This is a genomic window from Pseudonocardia sp. NPDC046786 (assembly GCF_040645415.1).
Lineage (GTDB): Bacteria > Actinomycetota > Actinomycetes > Mycobacteriales > Pseudonocardiaceae > Pseudonocardia > Pseudonocardia kongjuensis.
Window position 1 is genome coordinate 306,070 of sequence record NZ_JBEYYF010000003.1, and the last position, 15,879, is coordinate 321,948.

Below are 15,879 nucleotides of genomic sequence, written 5' to 3' on the forward strand. Positions count from 1 at the left end.
CCGCCGGGCCCACTAGAGCGTGTACTCCGTCCCGACCGTGGCCTGCGGGTCGGAGTGGATCTCGCTCTCCCGGCCGCGCAGCTCCACCCGGCGGATCTTGCCGGAGATCGTCTTCGGCAGCTCGAAGAACTCGAGCCGGCGGATCCGCTTGTAGGGCGCCAGGTTGTCGTAGGCGAACCGCAGGATGTCGGTGGCGGTCGCCTCGGTCGGCTCGTGCCCGGCGGCGAGCACCACGTAGGCCTTCGGCACGGCGAGCCGCACCGGGTCCGGCGACGGCACCACCGCGGCCTCGGCGACCGCCGGGTGCTCGATGAGCACGCTCTCCAGCTCGAACGGGCTGATCCGGTAGTCGCTGGCCTTGAACACGTCGTCGGCCCGGCCGACGTAGGTGATGTAACCGTCCGCGTCCCGGGACCCGACGTCGCCGGTGTGGTAGAAGCCGCCGGCCATCGCCTCGGCGTTGCGCTCCGGGTCGTCGGCGTAGCCGACCATCAGCCCGGTCGGGCGGTGCTCCAGGTCCAGGCAGATCTCGCCCTCGTCGCCGACCTCGCCGGTCGCCGGATCGACCAGCGCCACGACGAACCCGGGGATCGGCCGGCCCATCGATCCCGGCTTCACCGGCTGCGACGGCGAGTTCCCGATCTGCACCGACGACTCGGTCTGCCCGAACCCGTCCCGGATCCGCAGCCCCCACGCCTTCTCGACCTGCTCGATGACCTCCGGGTTGAGCGGCTCGCCGGCCCCGACCACCTTGGCCGGCGGCGTCGCCAGCACCGACAGGTCGGCCTGGATCAGCATCCGCCACACCGTCGGCGGGGCGCAGAAGCTGGTCACGCCGCAGGAGTCGAGCACGCCCAGCACCGACTCGGCGTCGAACCGGGCGTAGTTCATCACCAGCACCGTCGCCTCGGCGATCCACGGCGCGAACACGTTCGACCAGGCGTGCTTCGCCCAGCCGGGCGAGGAGATGTTGAGGTGCACGTCGCCGGGTTCCAGCCCGATCCAGAACATCGTCGACAGGTGTCCCACCGGGTACGACGTGTGCGTGTGCTCCACCAGCTTCGGCTTCGCCGTGGTGCCGGAGGTGAAGTAGAGCAGCAGCGTGTCGGCGGCGGCGGTGCGGCCGTCCGGGGTGAACTCCGCGTCCGCGGCGTACGCCTCGCCGGTGTAGTCGCGCCAGCCGTCAACGGCGCCGCGCACCGCGATCCGGGTGAAGTCGCCGGTGACGCCGTCGAACTTCGCGGTGTCCGACGCGGCCGCGACGACGTGCCGGGCCGCGCCGCGGTCCACCCGGTCCTGCAGGTCGGCCGGGGTGAGCAGGGTCGTCGCCGGGATGACGACGGCGCCGAGCTTCATCGCCGCGAGCAGCGTCTCCCACAGCTCCAGCTGGTTGCCCAGCATCAGGATGATCCGGTCGCCGCGGCCGACGCCCTGGGCGCGCAGCCAGTTCGCCACCCGGTTCGACCGCTCGGACAGCTCGGCGAAGGTCCAGTGCGCCTGCGACCCGTCCTGCTCGACGATCCAGAGCGCGCGCCGCGCGCCGCGCTCCGGATCGGCGGCGACGACGTCGAAGTGGTCCAGCGCGAAGTTGAACTCCTCGAGCTCCGGCCAGCGGAAGTCCCGGTAGGCGGTGGTGTAGTCCTCGCGATGGGTGAGCAGGAAGTCGCGTGCTGCGATGAACTTCTCCGTCGCCGCGGTACCGGACGCCATTCTCGTGCACCTCGTCGGGCTCGTGCCGGGGCCGCTCCCCGTCGTTCACCGGCGACCCTAATCACTCCGGCGGCAACCGGCACCGTTCGTCCCGCCGGGTCGTCCGCCGGGCGTCGATCACCGGAACGGGATGGCGTCGCCTCCGCGGTCCGGCGCCGTCCCGGTCGTAGGGTGCCCGCGTGACCGCACCGGACCTCCCGCAGGTGACGCCGGCCGGGGCCGCACCGGGCCGCCCGGCCGGGATCCGGGTGGCCAGGTTCGGGCCGCGGGTGATGCTGCGCGGCGCGTTCGTCGGGCTGGCCCTGCTGGTGCTGGTGGTGCTGCTCGTCGGGTGCGGGAACGCCGCGCTCCCCGGGGCGCCGCAGGCACCCGGCCCGCAGCCATCCGCACCGCCGACGTCCGGAGCGTCGTCCGGGTCGTCGTCCGAACCGGTGCCGGAACCGTCGCCGGAGACCGGGACCGCAACCGGCTCCGGACCAGGATCCGGACCCACCGGCGGCGCGCCCGGTCCGGCCGGGGACACCGCGCGGCCCGCGCCGCCGCCCGGCGGGCACCCCGGGCCCCCGCAGGCGATGCAGGCACCGCGCGCCGAGCAGGACGTCCCGATGTGGCCGGCCGGCGACGCCGACACCGCGCAACGGATGCAGCAGCAGGCCGACCGGGGCGGCGACCCGTGGCTGCTCGACCCGCAGGAGGTCGCGATCTCCTACGTCGGTGCCGAGCTGGAGTACCGCAGTCCCGAGCTGACCGAGCTGGCCCCGGGCAACTACGACGTCGCCGACGGCCGGTCCGCCGCCCGGGCGACCGTCACCCTGGAGCAGACCGTCCGCCGGGGCCCCGGCGGGATCTGGGTGGTCACCGCCGTCACCCGGCGCTGAGCGCCGCACCGGTGCGGCCGTGCCGCCGCGGGGAACTACCCGGTGTCACCGGATCCGGCGACCCACCCGGGCCGTCCCCTCCGGCCCAGCCGGTCGTTGGACCTGCTGTGCCACTTCCGTATCGTGACGTGAACGACAGATGGCGCGAACGGGTGAATCCTCGCCCGAGGTGCAGCGCCGAGGGGCTCCCCGGCGATGTTCCTGGTGAGACCGCGGCACACACGGCGGTCCGGGGCACGGTTTTCGGAGGGCGAGCAGGATGACCAGCGACTCGATCCAGCAGGACGTCTTCACCGTGCTGCACGGCCAGGCGTCCCCGATCGTGAGCCGCTGGGCGTTCCGGGCGGCCGATCCGTTCGCGATCTCCTTCTCGGTGCGCCGCTCCGCCGACCGCTGGATCGAGTGGCTGGTCGCCCGCGACCTGGTGATCGAGGGACTGACCACGCCGACCGGGATCGGCGACATCCGGATGGCGCCGCGCCGGGTCGACGGCTACGACGTCGTCGAGATCGAGATCCGCTCGGACGGCGGGTCCGCGGTCCTCGAGGTCGACCGCGACCTGCTCGCCCAGTTCGTGGAGGCGACGCTGGAGATCGTCGACCTCGGCGAGGAGAACGACCACCTCGATCTCGACGGTGCGATCGCCCGGCTCACCGGCAGCGCGGCCTGAGCGGCGCCCCCTGAGCGGCGCCGTCTGAGCAGCCCTGCCCGAGCAGGGCCGGCACGGCGTCCGGCGCCGGTCAGCCGCGGTCGGCCCAGCCCGGATGGTTGTCGGCGTCCCACTCGGCGTGCGCGGCGGCCTCGTCGGCCCGGTCGGCGTCCTCCGCCAGCTGGGCGCTGACCTCCGGGTCACCGGCCGGGGACTCGTCGACCACCGGCACGATCAGGCGGTCCGCCTCGTGCACGGCGGCCTCCTCCGCACCGGCCGCCCCGCCGTCGATACCGACGTCGTGCGCCGCGCCGTCCACCGCAGGCTGCCCGGCCGGCGAGTCGGCCGCGTTCACCAGCCGCCCGGAGCGGTCGGCCCCCGCCGTGGACAGCTCGTCCGGGACCTCCTTCGCGAGCCGCTCGTCGAGCGTCTCGCCGGCCCGCTCACCGGCCGGCGTCACCGCCTTTTCCTCGACCCCGTACGGACGGTCCGGCGGCACGTAGCCGGCGTCCAGCGGATCGCTGTCCGACGGGCCGGTCAGCGCCTCGTCGGTGTCCAGCTGCAACGCCGACGCCAGGTCCGGCGCCTCCGGCTGCAACTCGTTCTCCTCGCCTGCGGCCATGGGTCCCACGTCCTCCTCGGTTCGGGTCTCGCACTCACCGGTCGCGGTGTCGCACTGCACGTACCCGGGCACCGGGAGTGCCATGCGCCGCCGGACGGGCGCTACCGTCCACTCACCTGATCACCGTGACCTGCAGGAGAGGAGGCCGCCCGTGAGCGCCGACTCCGGTGCCCCGCCGGTGCGTTCCGGCGACGCCACCCGGCGCGCGCTGCTCGCCGCGGCCGCGGACCTGTTCGCCGAGCACGGCTACGACCGCACCCCGGTCCGGGCGATCGCCGAACGTGCCGGGGTCAACCAGGCGCTCCTGTTCCGCTACTTCGGCAGCAAGGACGCGCTGTTCGCCCGGGTTGCCGCGGAACGCGCGCTGGCGGTGCTGCACGGCGGCCCGCCGGAGGAACTGCTGGAGCGCACCATCCGGTCGATCTTCGACGGCGGCAACGGGCCGGAGCACGACCTGTTCGGCTCGGTGGTCCGCTCGGCGGGCACCTCGGAGGCGGCGGCGGCCGTGCGGGTGGAGCTGGCCGGTGCGTTCACCGCGGCGTTCGCGGCCCGCGCGACCGGCGCCGCCGACCACGCCGACGCCGAGCTGCGGGCCGAGCTGCTGCTGGCCTGGCTGCTCGGGCTGAGCCTGGTGCATCCGCTGCTGCCGGACGGCTCGATCGGCCGGTCCGACCCGGCCGACGTGCTGGTGCACGTCCGGCGGACCGCGGCGGCGCTGCTCGACGGGCCGCTCACCCGGTGAGCCGGTCCACCTCCCGGGCGAAGCGCTCCCGGTCCGCGGCGCTCTCCCGGGTCCGCGACAGGTAGTGCTCCGGGCGCGTTGCCCGGTCGTGCCAGAACCGCCCGGTCCCGATCTCCGACGACGGCGTCGCGGCCAGCCACACCGCGGTGTCCGCGCCCTGCGCCGGGGTGCGCAGCAGCGGCCCCAGCAGCTTCCCGAACAGCGGCAGCGACCCGGTCACGCCGGGCGTCGCCGCCCATCCGGGGTGCAGCGCGTGCACGGTGACCTTCCGGGGCGCCAGCTCGTCGGCGAGCAGCCCGGTCATCACGACCTGCATCCGCTTGGTCCGCGCGTAGGCGGCCGTCCCGCCGTAGCTGCCCTGCTCGAACTGCAGGTCGTCGGCGCGCAGCGGCTGGGCGTACATCCCGCCGGACGACATGACGATCACCCGGGAGTCGGTGCCGGACCGCTGCGCGCCGTCGGCGAGCCGATCGGCCAGCAGCCGGGTGAGCAGCAGCGGGCCGAGGACGTGCACGGCCAGCGTGGTCTCGTTGCCCTCGGTGGTCTCGGCGCGCCGGTCGGGCAGCAGCCCGGCGTTGTGCACCAGCAGGTCGAGCGCGCCGACCTCGGTGGCGAACCGGGTCGCGAACGACCGCACCCGGGCGAGCTCGCCGATGTCGCAGATCTGCACCGGCAACCGGTCCCGGGACAGGCCGGGGACGGCTGCCAGGATCCGGTCCTGCGCGGCGCGGCCCTTGTCCGCCGAGCGCACCAGCAGGTGCACCGTCGCGCCGAGCCGGACCAGCCCGGTCGCGACGGCCTCGCCGAGCCCGCCGCCCGCACCGGTGACCAGCGCGGTCCGGCCGGTCAGCGCGCCGCGCGGCGGATCGGCCCGCGGGCCGGTCCAGCCGCGCCGGCGCAGCAGGTACCCGATCCGCGAGTAGCCGGGGACCACGGCACGGTCGAGTACGGTGTCCAGCACGCTGCACACGGGTCCGATCCGACCACAGCCGGGCCGGTCCCGCCCGCCGACCCGCGCCCGGCTCAGCCCGCGCCGCCCCGGCGCCTGCGGTGGCGCACCGCCCCGGCCAGGCATCCCCCGGCCGCGGCGGCCACGAACAGGGCCTCCACGACGCCGCCCCAGCGGGTGGCCGGGGTGATGTCGGTGCGCAGCGGCACCTGCTCGACCAGCGTCGCCGGGGTGTACATCGCGGTGGAGCGGGCGACGCTGCCGTCCGGCCGGACGACCGCGCTGACCCCGCTCAGGGCCGGCACGACGGCCGTCCGGCCGTGCTCGACGGCGCGCAGCCGGGCCATCGCGAGCTGCTGGTAGGTCATCTCGCCGGGGCCGTACCAGGCGTTGTCGGTGGGGACGACCAGCAGCTCGGCGCCCTGCGTGGCGGCCTCCCGGAGCACCCGGTCGTAGGCGACCTCGTAGCAGATCCCGACGCCCAGCCGGGTGTCCGCGAGATCGATCCGGCCCGGCCGGTCCCCGGCCACCAGGTCGGGGACGTCGACGAACGGGGTGACCAGGCTGGCGATCGGCCGCAGCGGGATCCGCTCGGCGAACGGGACGAGCTCCTGCTTGGCGTACCGCTCCCCCGGCCCGGTCCGCGGGCCCCAGGCGACGACGGCGTTCTCGGTGCCGCCCGCGTCCCGGTACATCGCGCCGATCAGGGTGGGCACCCCGAGATCGGCGACGGCGCGGTCGATCGCCGGGTCGGTGCCGTCGGTGCCGGTGGCGCCCTCCGGCCACAGCACGAGGTCCGGGCGCGGCACGGTACCGGCCCGGATCTCGTCCGCGAGCTGTGCGGTGACGGTGAGGTGGTTGCGGCGCAGTAGGTCACGCGCACCGAGCAGGCCCAGGCCGAGATCCGGCGCGTTGCCCTGGACGAGCGCGACGGTGCGGGTGCCGTCCTGCGCGTCGGTCGGCGGTGCGGGCACCCCGATCACGGCCAGCACCAGCACCAGCACCGGCACCGCCCGCAGCACGCTCGGCCGGGTGAGCAGCGCAGCCACCGTGAACCCGGTCGCGACCACCGCGAAGGTCACCAGCGGGGCGCCGCCGAACGCGGCCAGCGGCAGGTAAGGGCCCTCGACCTGGCCGAACGCCACCCGGCCCCAGGGGAACCCGTTGAGCGGGATCCGGCCGCGCAGCGACTCCTGCAGCACGAACGCCGCGGCCGCCCACAGCGGCGCCCCGGGCAGGCGGCACAGCAGCGGGACGACCGCCCCGAACGCCGCGGTGAACACCGCCATCAGCGCGGACAGCCCGATCCACGGCGCGGGCCCGAACTCGCGGCCGAGGAAGTCCTGGATCCACACCAGGTGCGGCAGGAAGAACGCCAGCCCGAACACGAAGCCGACCAGCGCGGCGCGGCGCACGGTCGTCCGCTGCAGCGCCCACCACAGCAGGGCGAACGCGATCGGCGCCGTCCACCAGAGCAGCCGGGGCGGGAAGGACAGGTGCAGCAGCACCCCGGCCGGGAGCGCGGCGGCGTGCCGCAGCGGGACGTGCCGCAGCGCGCGCAGGCGCTCCCGCCACGGGCCGTCCGCACGCCCGGTCACGACACCGCTCATCGGCTCATCCGTTCCTCCGGGGGTCCCCCGGGATCGACGCCCCCCATGATCCGGGACGTCCGGGCCGGACGGGCGCACCGGGGTGCGCATCACACCGCCGCCGGTCCGGCCGGCGCATCACGCCCGGCCGACGCATCAGGCCGCGGCCGGCCCGGCCGGTGTCCGCTCCCGGCGCAGCAGCACGGCCAGGGCGAGCCCGGTGACCAGTGCGGCCGTCGCGTAGGCCGCGACCAGCGTCCCGGGCCGGTCGCCGTGGTCCCCGGCGAGCGGCGGGAGCAGCACCGCGAACACCCCGGACAGCACGGCGACCCCGGCCCGGGCCCGGGTCGTCAGCGGGGACGCGGCCAGCGGCAGCACCGCCCACAGCAGGTACCACGGGTGCAGCACCGGCCCGAACAGCACGATCAGGCCGAACACGGCGCCGCAGGCCGGGACCGGCTCGATCCGGCCGCGCAGCTGCCGGTGCAGCACGAACGCGATCCCGGCGACGGTGAGCACCGTGCCGACCGCCCGGCCGGCGGCGATCACCGGGCCGGTGAGGTCGGCGCCGGCGAGCGCACCGATCCCGCCCGCGGCGAAGCCGGCCCAGTTGGTCGGCGCCATCCAGCTCCACAGCATGCCGGGGGTGCCGACCGACCCGATCCAGCCGGACCCGGCGCCGGTGAGCACCGACGTCACCGCCGCGACGACGGCGAACGCGACAGTGGCAGCGAGCCCGGCCGCCAGGAACGCCATGGGTGTCCCGCCGCGGCGGCGGGCCAGCGCCGTCCCGACCACCGCGAGCGCCGCCAGCACGGGCAGCTTCACCAGCGCGCCCAGCGACACCAGCAGCACGCCCGCGCCGAGCCGGACCGGACCGATCCGCTCCCGGTCCGCGTCGAGTGCCTGCAGCGCGAGCGCGGTCCCGGCGAGCCCGAGCCCGAGCATCAGCGCGTCGTTGTGCACCCCGCCGACCAGGTGCAGCAGCACCAGCGGGTTCCCCGGGCCGAGCCACATCGCGACCGCGGGCGGCGCACCGGACAGCGCGCACAGCCGGGGCACCGCGACGACCACCAGCACCAGCCCGGCCACCGCGGCGAGCCGGTGCAGCGCGACCCCGGCGACCGGGCCCTCCCCGGCGACCGCGGCGACCGCCCGGGCGACCGTGGTGAACAGCGGCCCGTACGGCGACGGGGTGTCCAGCCAGTACCCGTCGACCAGCGCCCCGATGCCGGATCCGGTGCCGAGCGCCGCGCGCGGCCCGACGAGATGCGGATCGAGCCCGCGGTGCGCGATCTCGCCCTGCGCGAGGTAGCTGTAGACGTCCCGGCTGAACAGCGGCGGCGCGACGAGCAGCGGCGCCGCCCAGAGCAGCAGCGTCCGGAGCGACCAGCCGGCGGTCGGCGGGCTGCCGCGCAGCACCCGGCGGCCGAGCAGCGCCCAGGCCGCCACCAGCAGGCCGGTGCCGGCGACGCCGGCGGCGAGCGCGGGGCCCGGCGGCGTGGGGCCGAGCAGCGCCCAGGCGCCGCCGGTCAGCAGCACGGCACCGGCGAACCCGGTCCACCGCAGCGGACCGGCCCCCGTCGCGTCGCCGCCCATGCCCGCCGGTCTCAGCGCTCCTCGGCGCCCCGCCGGAGCAGGTAGGTGTCCATGATCCAGCCCTTGCGCTCGCGGGCCGCGGCGCGCACCCGCAGGATCTCGTCGCAGACCTCGTCGAGCGGGCCGGCGACCAGCAGCTCGTCCGGGGTGCCCAGATAGGCGCCCCAGTAGACGTGCAGGTCGGCGCGCTGCTCCGGCGGGAGCGTCGCGAACGCGGTGCGGCCGTCGAGCATCACCACGACGTCGTCGACGTCGGCCGGCAGCCCATCGGCGATCCGGCGGCCGGTGGTGATCAGCACCGGCCGGCCGACCCGGTTGAGGATCAGCCGGTGCGCGGCGGCCAGCGCGGCGACGCTGGAGATCCCGGGGATCGACCGGACCCGCCAGTCGCCGTCCGGCGCGTCGGCCAGCACCCGGTCCAGCAGCCGCAGCGTGCCGTCGTAGAGCGACGGATCGCCCCAGACCAGGAACGCGCCGGTCGCGCCGTCGGCGAGCTCGGTCTCCAGCATCGTGCGGTAGAGCTCGGCCCGCCGGTCCTGCCAGTCGACGACGACGTCGCGGTAGCGCGCGTCGTCGTGCACCACGTCGGCGCCGCGGTTGCGGTCCACCTCGGGTGCGACGACGACCCGGTGCCCGCCGTCCGGGCGGTGCCGGTGCAGGATCCCGGTGCGCAGCGCGAGCAGGTCGTCCTTCACGTCGCCCTTGTCGATCACGAACACGACGTCGGTCCGCCGCAGGGCGTCGACCGCCTGGAGCGTCAGGTGCTCCGGGTCGCCCGCCCCGATCCCGATCACCAGCACCGTGCGCACGCTGCGACGGTAATCGACGGTCCGGCCCCGCCCGGCTCCCCTCCCCCGATACGCGCAGCGTCCCGGCCGTCACGGACCGCTGTCACTCGGTAGTGTCGGTGCCCCGCCGACCGACATCCCAGATCCATCCCGGGAGGCCGAAGCAGGATGAAGATCGGACACCTGGTCGAGTCGCTCGACCCGCGCGGCGTGGCGGCCGCGCTCGCCGACCTGGCGGCCGCGGGCCCCGCGGCCGGGTACGGCCTGGTCGTGGTCGCGCTGACACCGACCGACCAGCCCGGCATCGCCGCCCGGCTCGACCGGACGGCCACCCCCGTCGTGGAGCTGAACGTCGCCCCGTGGGACCCGCGGGCGGTGCCGAAGGTGCTCCGCGCGTTCCGCGAGCACGGGGTGGACCTGGTGCACACACACGGGCTCCGGCCGGACGTCGTCGGCTCGGCCGCCGCGGCCCGGCTGCGGGTGCCGGCGATCTCGACGCTGCACCACATCCACGCCCAGCCCGCGGACCGCGCCGACCACCTGCGGCGGACCGCGAAGACGTTCGCCCGCAAGCGGTTCATGACCCGCACCATCGCCACGTCGATGCTGCAGCGGGACTGGTACCGGGCCGCCGCCGGATCGACGGCAGGGCTGTCGGTGATCCCGGACGGCGCCGCCGATCCCGGCGTCGGGACGCCCGAGGCGGCGCTGAGGTTCCGGCACGGGCTGGGTGTCGGCGAGAACGAGGTGGTCGCCGTCTCGGTGGCGCCGATGCGCCGCGGGCAGGGCCAGGACATGCTGCTCGACGCCGTCGCCGAGCTGCCGCCGGACGAGCCGGTGACCGTCGTGCTCGGCGGGGACGGCCCGCTGCGGCCGTGGCTGGAGTCCCGGGTGGCCGGCGACGAGCTGCTGTCCGGGCGGGTCGCGTTCCGCAAGGACACCGATCTCGTGGAGCTGCTGCAGGTCGCGGACGTGCAGCTGCACACCAGCCGGCACGACACGATGCCGCGCCGGCTGGTGCTCGGGCACGGCACCGGGACGCCCGCGGTGGCGACCCGGGTCGGCGGGATCCCGGAGATCGTCACCCGGGAGACCGGCGCGCTGACCCCGGTGTCGGCGTCCCGGATCGCCGAGGAGCTGGTCCGGATGGCCCGCGACCCGCAGCTACGGGCCCGCCGCGGCGCCGCCGCCCGGGCCCGGTTCCTGGACCGGTTCGAGGCGTCGGTGTGGGCCCGCGCGCTCGACGAGGTCTACCGCAGCGCGCTCGGGCACGCCGACGCCCCGGCGCCCGCCGAGCTGGACGCGCCGGAGCCGGTGCTGCCGCTGGGCGGCGGCTGAGCCGTCGCGGCGGGATCAGCGCCGGACGACCGGGTTGGTGAGGGCGCCGATCCCCTCGATCTCCACGGTGACCCGGTCCCCGGGGGCCATCGGCCCGACCCCGGCGGGGCTGCCGGTGAGCACGACGTCGCCGGGCGACAGCGTGATCCAGCGGGTCACCCAGGCCAGGATCCGGGGCACGTCGAAGATCATCGCGCCGGTGTCGGAGCACTGCACGGTCTGCTCGCCGAGCCGGGTGGTCAGGGTCAGCGGCCCGGTGCCCGGGTCGGTCTCGATCCACGGCCCGAGCGGGCAGAAGGTGTCGGCGCTCTTCGCCCTGGTCCACTGCCCGTCGGCCCGCCAGTCGTCGGCGGTGACGTCGTTCGCACAGGTCAGGCCGAGGACGTGGCGCATCGCGTCGGACTCGTCGACGTCCCGGGCCAGGGTGCCGATCACCACCGCCAGCTCGCCCTCGTACTCCAGCCGGGTCACCTCGCGCGGGTGCCGCACCGGCTCCCCCGGCCCGACGACCGCGTTCGGCGCCTTCAGGAACAGCGCCGGCCGGTCCGGCCAGGGCCGCCGCTTCTCCTCGACCTGACACGGGTAGTTGCTACCGACGCAGACGATGGTGCGCGGCTCGCAGGGCGCGGCCAGCCGCAGCTCGTCGAGCCGCCCGGCGACCGCTCCCGGGCCGGACCGGCCGAGCTCCCGCACGATCCCGGCCGCCGGGCCCGCCGGACCGGGTTCGACGCAGCCGGTGCGCACCGGCCCGCCGTCGCCGTCGAACCGGACGATCCGCACCTGTTCAGCCCTGCCCGCGCAGCGCGTCGCGCACCAGCTCCAGCGGATGCCACGCGGTCCGCCCGACGCCGTGGAAGATCTGCTGCCGGCAGGACACCCCGGTGGCGGCGACCAGGGTGCCGGCGGACTCGGCCTCGATCGCCGGGAACAACCGGTCCCGGCCGACCTCCATCGACGTCGCGTAGTGCTCGACCTCGAAGCCGAACGAGCCGGCCATCCCGCAGCAGCCCGAGTCGATCTCGGCGACGTCCAGTCCGGGGATCCGGCGCAGCAGCGCCAGCGTCGCGGCGGTGCCGACCTCGGCCTTCTGGTGGCAGTGGCCGTGGTAGACGACCCGTCGCCCGCTCAGCCCGGACCGCTCCGGCAGCACCAGCCGGCCGTCATCGATCGCCTCGACCAGCAGCTCCTCGACCTGCCGGACCCGCTCCCCGACCTGCGCGGCCTCGGCCGAGTCGCCGAGCAGCGCGATCGTCTCGTCCCGCAGGGTGAACACGCAGGACGGCTCGCAGCCGACGATCGGCGAGCCCGGCAGGGTATCCCTGGCGAGCGCGGTGACCAGCCCGGACGCCTTGCGGCGGGCGTCGTCGAGCAGGCCCTTGGACAGGCTGGACCGGCCGCAGCAGCCACCGGAGGCGAGCTGCACGGCCCAGCCCGCGGACTCCAGGAGCTCGATCGCGGCCCGGCCGATGTGCGGCTCGGTGTAGGTGGTGAAGGAGTCGGCGAGCCAGGTGACGGTGCCGGCACTGCCCGGCGCCGGGCGGCGCCCGCGCTGCCAGCGGACCAGGTCGTCGCGGACGAACCGGGGCAGCGGCCGGGCCGCGGCGATCCCGACGGTGCGTTCCATGATCCGGCGCAGGAAGCCGATCCGGCCGGGCAGGTTGGACAGCGGGGCGGTCGCCGCGCCCAGCCGGTTCAGCGTCCGGATCGCCCCGAACAGCCGCGACCGCAGCGGGGTGCCGTGCCGGGCGTGCTGCTGGTGCAGCGCCTCGGACTTCAGCGACGCCATGTCGACGCCCATCGGGCACTCGCTCTTGCACGCCTTGCACATCAGGCAGAGATCGAGGATCTCGTGCAGCCGCTCGTCGCCCAGCGCGGCCGCCGGGTCCGGCTCGGACAGCGCCTTGACCAGCGCGTTCGCCCGGCCCCGGGTGGAGTGCTCCTCCTGCAGGGTGACCTGGTACGACGGGCACATCACCCCGGCGGTCGTCTTGCGGCAGAGCCCGATGTTCATGCACCGGTCGGCGGCGTCGCGCATCCCCGACGCGGAGCCGGAGCCGATCACCTCGAACGACAGCGCCGTGGTCAGCGGCGGGGCGGGCGGCAGCGCGTCCCGGTCGCGCAGGTTGTCGGTCATCGGCGGGGCGTCCACGATCTTGCCGGGGTTCAGCACGCCCGCCGGGTCGAACAGCGCCTTGACCTGCCGCATCGCCTCGTAGAGCCGGTCGCCGAAGATCTCCCGGTTGAACTCGGAGCGGGCCAGGCCGTCGCCGTGCTCGGAGGAGTTCACGCCGCCGTACTCGGCGACCAGGTTCTTGATCTTCTCGGCGACCACCCGCATCGTCTCGACCTGCTCGGGATCGGTGAGATCGACGAACGGCCGGATGTGCAGGCAGCCGACCGAGCAGTGCCCGTAGAACCCGGCCTCCAGGCCGTGCTCGGTGAGGATCTGGGCGAACCGCTCTGTGTACTCGGCCAGGTGCTCGGGGGCGACGGCGGTGTCCTCGATGAAGGCCAGCGGGCGGCGGGTCCCCTCGCCGGCCGCCATCAGCAGCCCGAGGCTGGACTTGCGCACCTTCAGCAGCGCGGCCTGCTCGGCCGGGGTGACCAGCCGCAGCGTGTGGTAGCCGTGCCCGTGCCGTTCCCACAGCGCGGTCAGCGCGTCCAGCTTCGCGACCAGCTCCGGCTCGTCGTCGCCGGAGAACGACACGAACAGCAGCGCCGCCGGGTCCCCGACCAGATGGTTGCCCAGGTCGGCGTACTCGATCTTCTGCCGGGACAGGTCGAGGATCGTCCTGTCCATCATCTCGACCTGGTGCGGCGCGCAGCTCAGCGCGTCCAGGGTCGCCGAGATCGCGCCGTGCACGGTCGCGAAGTGCCCGACCGCGTACACCGTCCGCCTCGGCTTCGGCACCAGATCGACCACGGCGCGGGTGGCCACCACCAGCGTCCCCTCCGCGCCCACGACGAACTTCGCCAGGTCGAACGGGCTCGCCCCGCCGTGGCCGGCCAGCCGGTCCAGCCGGTAGCCGCAGGCCCGCCGCCAGAACAGCGGCATGCCCTCGGCGATCGCCTGCTCGTTCGCCGCGACCAGGGCGGGCAGCTCGCGGTGGATCCGGCCCTCCAGGGTGTCGGCCGCGGCCCGGCGCAGCCGCTCGGCCTCGTCGACCGGTTCGAGGCGGGCGGTGGACCCGTCGGCGAGCACCACGTCGAGCGCCCGGACGTGGTCGATCGTCATCCCGAAGGTCAGCGAGCCGCTGCCGGCGGAGTTGTTGCCGACCATCCCGCCGATGGTGGCCCGGTTGCTGGTGGAGGTGTCCGGCCCGAACATCAGCCCGTGCTCGGCGGCGGCCCGGTTGAGCTGGTCCTGCACCACCCCGACCTCGACGACGGCGGTGCGGGCCGCCGGGTCGATCTCGACGATCCGGTTCAGGTGCCGGGAGGTGTCCAGCACGATGCCGGGGCCGACGGTCTGCCCGGCCAGGCTGGTCCCGGCGCCGCGCGGGACGACCGGTACGCCGAACTCGCCGGCGATCCGGACGGCCTCGGCGACGTCGTCGTGGGTGCGCGGGAAGACCACGCCGAGCGGCGTGATCGCATACATGCTGGCGTCCCGGGAGAACAGGTGGCGGCTGTAGTCGTCGAATGCGACCTCCCCGGCGAGCCGGGAGCGCAGCGTCTGCTCCAGGCCGGGGACGGCGGTGGCGGGCCGGGTGGTGGTGCCGGTCAGCTCGGCGGTCATGCGGGGCGTTCCTCTCGCGACGGTGCGTGTGCGGGCGGGCCGGCCCGGGTTCAGGACTGCTGCAGGACCTCCAGCGCGGCGTCCAGCCCGCGCCCGTCCACCTCGACGCCGGCCAGGCCGAGCCCCATCTGGACGCCGGCGAGGGTCCCGGCGAGCGTCAGGTCGTTGAACGCGCCGAGATGCCCGATCCGGAAGACCCGCCCGGCGAGCCGGCCCAGCCCGGCGCCGAGCGACATGTCGAACCGGTCCAGGATCACCGCGCGCACCTTGTCGGCGTCGACGCCGTCCGGGACCAGCACCGCGGTGAGCGCGGCGGAGTACTCGCGCTCGTCGAGGGCGAGCACCTCCAGTCCCCAGCCGCGCACGGCGGCGCGGGTGGCCTCGGCGTGCCGCAGGTGCCGGGCGAAGACGTTCTCCAGGCCCTCGTCGTCGAGCAGCCGCAGCGCCTCGCGCAGGCCGTAGAGCAGGTTGGTGTTCGGCGTGTAGGGGAAGTAGCCGCGCTCGTTCGCGGCGAGCATCGGGCCCCAGTCCCAGAACGTCCGGGGCATCCGGGCGGTGCGCGAGGCGTCGAGCGCCTTCGCGCTGATCGCGTTGAAGCTCATCCCGGGCGGGAGCATCAGGCCCTTCTGCGAGCCCGCGACGGTGACGTCGACGCCCCACTCGTCGTGCCGGTAGTCGATCGAGCCGAGCGAGGAGATGGTGTCGACGAGCAGCAGCGCCGGATGGCGGGCGGCGTCGATGGCCGCCCGGATCTCCGGGATCCGGCTGGTCACGCCGGTGGAGGTCTCGTTGTGCACCACGCAGACCGCCCGGATCCGGTGCGCGGTGTCGGCGGCGAGCCGCTCGGCGACGACCGCCGGATCGGCGCCGTGCCGCCAGTCGCCGGGGACGAAGTCGACCTCCAGCCCGAGGCCGCGGGCCATGTCCTGCCAGAGCGTGGCGAAGTGCCCGGTCTCGAAGGTGAGCACCGCGTCGCCCGGGCTGAGCGTGTTGACCAGCGCGGCCTCCCAGGCGCCGGTGCCGGTGGCCGGGTAGATCACGACCGGGCCGGTGGTGCCGAAGACCGGCCGGACGTCGCGCAGCAGCTGGGCCCCGAGCTCGCCGAACTCCGGGCCGCGGTGGTCGATCGTGGCCGCCGACATCGCGCGGAGCACCGAGTCCGGCACGTTCGTCGGCCCCGGGATCTGCAGGAAGTGCCTGCCGGCTGCGTACGTCATGGTTCCCCTCCACGCTCGGTGCCCGCGGTTCCGCATCACGGAAACCGGGTCTCGCGCAA

General features: G+C 75.3%; 13 protein-coding genes. 4 read left to right on the forward strand and 9 right to left on the reverse strand.

The window, feature by feature from the left end; translation table 11 throughout:
• Positions 1–12: 12 nt before the first annotated feature.
• The gene (locus ABZ881_RS05310) at positions 13–1,710 is read right to left on the reverse strand and encodes an AMP-binding protein (protein ID WP_358481977.1); all 1,698 of its coding nucleotides are present in this window, start codon (positions 1,708–1,710) and stop codon (positions 13–15) included.
• A 179-nt stretch (positions 1,711–1,889) separates the two neighbouring features.
• Between ABZ881_RS05310 and ABZ881_RS05315 the strand changes: the two genes are divergently transcribed.
• Together ABZ881_RS05315 and ABZ881_RS05320 are read left to right on the forward strand one after the other, a co-directional pair.
• On the forward strand, positions 1,890–2,588 hold the full coding sequence (locus tag ABZ881_RS05315; RefSeq protein ID WP_358481978.1) for a hypothetical protein: 699 nt from the start codon (positions 1,890–1,892) through the stop codon (positions 2,586–2,588).
• A 259-nt stretch (positions 2,589–2,847) separates the two neighbouring features.
• Positions 2,848–3,258, forward strand: coding sequence for an SsgA family sporulation/cell division regulator (locus tag ABZ881_RS05320; protein ID WP_344018549.1), 411 nt, complete (start codon positions 2,848–2,850; stop codon positions 3,256–3,258).
• A 70-nt stretch (positions 3,259–3,328) separates the two neighbouring features.
• On the opposite strand, the gene ABZ881_RS05325 is transcribed toward ABZ881_RS05320, so the two are convergent.
• Positions 3,329–3,859 (reverse strand): DUF5709 domain-containing protein, encoded by a 531-nt coding sequence (locus ABZ881_RS05325; RefSeq protein ID WP_358481980.1) that lies wholly within the window; start codon positions 3,857–3,859, stop codon positions 3,329–3,331.
• 151 nt (positions 3,860–4,010) lie between these two features.
• Between ABZ881_RS05325 and ABZ881_RS05330 the strand changes: the two genes are divergently transcribed.
• Positions 4,011–4,601, forward strand: coding sequence for a helix-turn-helix domain-containing protein (locus ABZ881_RS05330; protein ID WP_358481982.1), 591 nt, complete (start codon positions 4,011–4,013; stop codon positions 4,599–4,601).
• Here the strand turns inward: ABZ881_RS05330 and ABZ881_RS05335 are convergent.
• The 4 genes from ABZ881_RS05335 to cobF all read right to left on the reverse strand — a co-directional run bounded on the left by ABZ881_RS05335 (position 4,591) and on the right by cobF (position 9,547).
• On the reverse strand, positions 4,591–5,562 hold the full coding sequence (locus tag ABZ881_RS05335) for an SDR family NAD(P)-dependent oxidoreductase (protein WP_358481984.1): 972 nt from the start codon (positions 5,560–5,562) through the stop codon (positions 4,591–4,593). The genes ABZ881_RS05330 and ABZ881_RS05335 overlap by 11 nt on opposite strands.
• A 62-nt stretch (positions 5,563–5,624) precedes the next feature.
• The gene (gene lnt, locus ABZ881_RS05340) at positions 5,625–7,160 is read right to left on the reverse strand and encodes an apolipoprotein N-acyltransferase (RefSeq protein ID WP_358481986.1); all 1,536 of its coding nucleotides are present in this window, start codon (positions 7,158–7,160) and stop codon (positions 5,625–5,627) included.
• Between the two features lie 135 nt (positions 7,161–7,295).
• Positions 7,296–8,738 (reverse strand): polyprenol phosphomannose-dependent alpha 1,6 mannosyltransferase MptB, encoded by a 1,443-nt coding sequence (gene mptB / locus ABZ881_RS05345; protein ID WP_358481987.1) that lies wholly within the window; start codon positions 8,736–8,738, stop codon positions 7,296–7,298.
• An 11-nt stretch (positions 8,739–8,749) separates the two neighbouring features.
• On the reverse strand, positions 8,750–9,547 hold the full coding sequence (gene cobF, locus ABZ881_RS05350) for a precorrin-6A synthase (deacetylating) (protein WP_358481988.1): 798 nt from the start codon (positions 9,545–9,547) through the stop codon (positions 8,750–8,752).
• Positions 9,548–9,694: 147 nt separating this feature from the next.
• Here cobF and ABZ881_RS05355 point away from each other — a divergent pair, with 147 nt between their 5' ends.
• Positions 9,695–10,864 (forward strand): glycosyltransferase family 4 protein, encoded by a 1,170-nt coding sequence (locus ABZ881_RS05355; RefSeq protein ID WP_358481989.1) that lies wholly within the window; start codon positions 9,695–9,697, stop codon positions 10,862–10,864.
• A 15-nt stretch (positions 10,865–10,879) separates the two neighbouring features.
• Here the strand turns inward: ABZ881_RS05355 and ABZ881_RS05360 are convergent, their stop codons facing one another.
• From ABZ881_RS05360 to ABZ881_RS05370, 3 genes are read right to left on the reverse strand one after another with little or no spacing between them, the layout of a single operon-like run.
• Positions 10,880–11,644: a fumarylacetoacetate hydrolase family protein gene (locus ABZ881_RS05360; protein ID WP_358481990.1), complete on the reverse strand. Its 765-nt coding sequence runs from the start codon at positions 11,642–11,644 to the stop codon at positions 10,880–10,882.
• Positions 11,645–11,648: 4 nt separating this feature from the next.
• A complete protein-coding gene (locus ABZ881_RS05365) occupies positions 11,649–14,603 on the reverse strand; it encodes an FAD-linked oxidase C-terminal domain-containing protein (RefSeq protein ID WP_358481992.1) in 2,955 nt (984 codons plus the stop codon).
• A gap of 50 nt (positions 14,604–14,653) precedes the next feature.
• The gene (locus ABZ881_RS05370) at positions 14,654–15,820 is read right to left on the reverse strand and encodes an aminotransferase class V-fold PLP-dependent enzyme (RefSeq protein ID WP_358481993.1); all 1,167 of its coding nucleotides are present in this window, start codon (positions 15,818–15,820) and stop codon (positions 14,654–14,656) included.
• Positions 15,821–15,879 lie beyond the last annotated feature (59 nt).

What these genes read in the sequence shown, in the direction of transcription:
- ABZ881_RS05310 (WP_358481977.1), bottom strand. Translation starts at nt 1,710, where the DNA reads ATGGCGTCCGGTACCGCGGCGACGGAGAAGTTCATCGCAGCACGCGAC.
- ABZ881_RS05320 (WP_344018549.1), top strand. Translation starts at nt 2,848, where the DNA reads ATGACCAGCGACTCGATCCAGCAGGACGTCTTCACCGTGCTGCACGGC.
- ABZ881_RS05325 (WP_358481980.1), bottom strand. Translation starts at nt 3,859, where the DNA reads ATGGCCGCAGGCGAGGAGAACGAGTTGCAGCCGGAGGCGCCGGACCTG.
- lnt (WP_358481986.1), bottom strand. Translation starts at nt 7,160, where the DNA reads ATGAGCGGTGTCGTGACCGGGCGTGCGGACGGCCCGTGGCGGGAGCGC.
- mptB (WP_358481987.1), bottom strand. Translation starts at nt 8,738, where the DNA reads ATGGGCGGCGACGCGACGGGGGCCGGTCCGCTGCGGTGGACCGGGTTC.
- ABZ881_RS05355 (WP_358481989.1), top strand. Translation starts at nt 9,695, where the DNA reads ATGAAGATCGGACACCTGGTCGAGTCGCTCGACCCGCGCGGCGTGGCG.
- ABZ881_RS05365 (WP_358481992.1), bottom strand. Translation starts at nt 14,603, where the DNA reads ATGACCGCCGAGCTGACCGGCACCACCACCCGGCCCGCCACCGCCGTC.
- ABZ881_RS05370 (WP_358481993.1), bottom strand. Translation starts at nt 15,820, where the DNA reads ATGACGTACGCAGCCGGCAGGCACTTCCTGCAGATCCCGGGGCCGACG.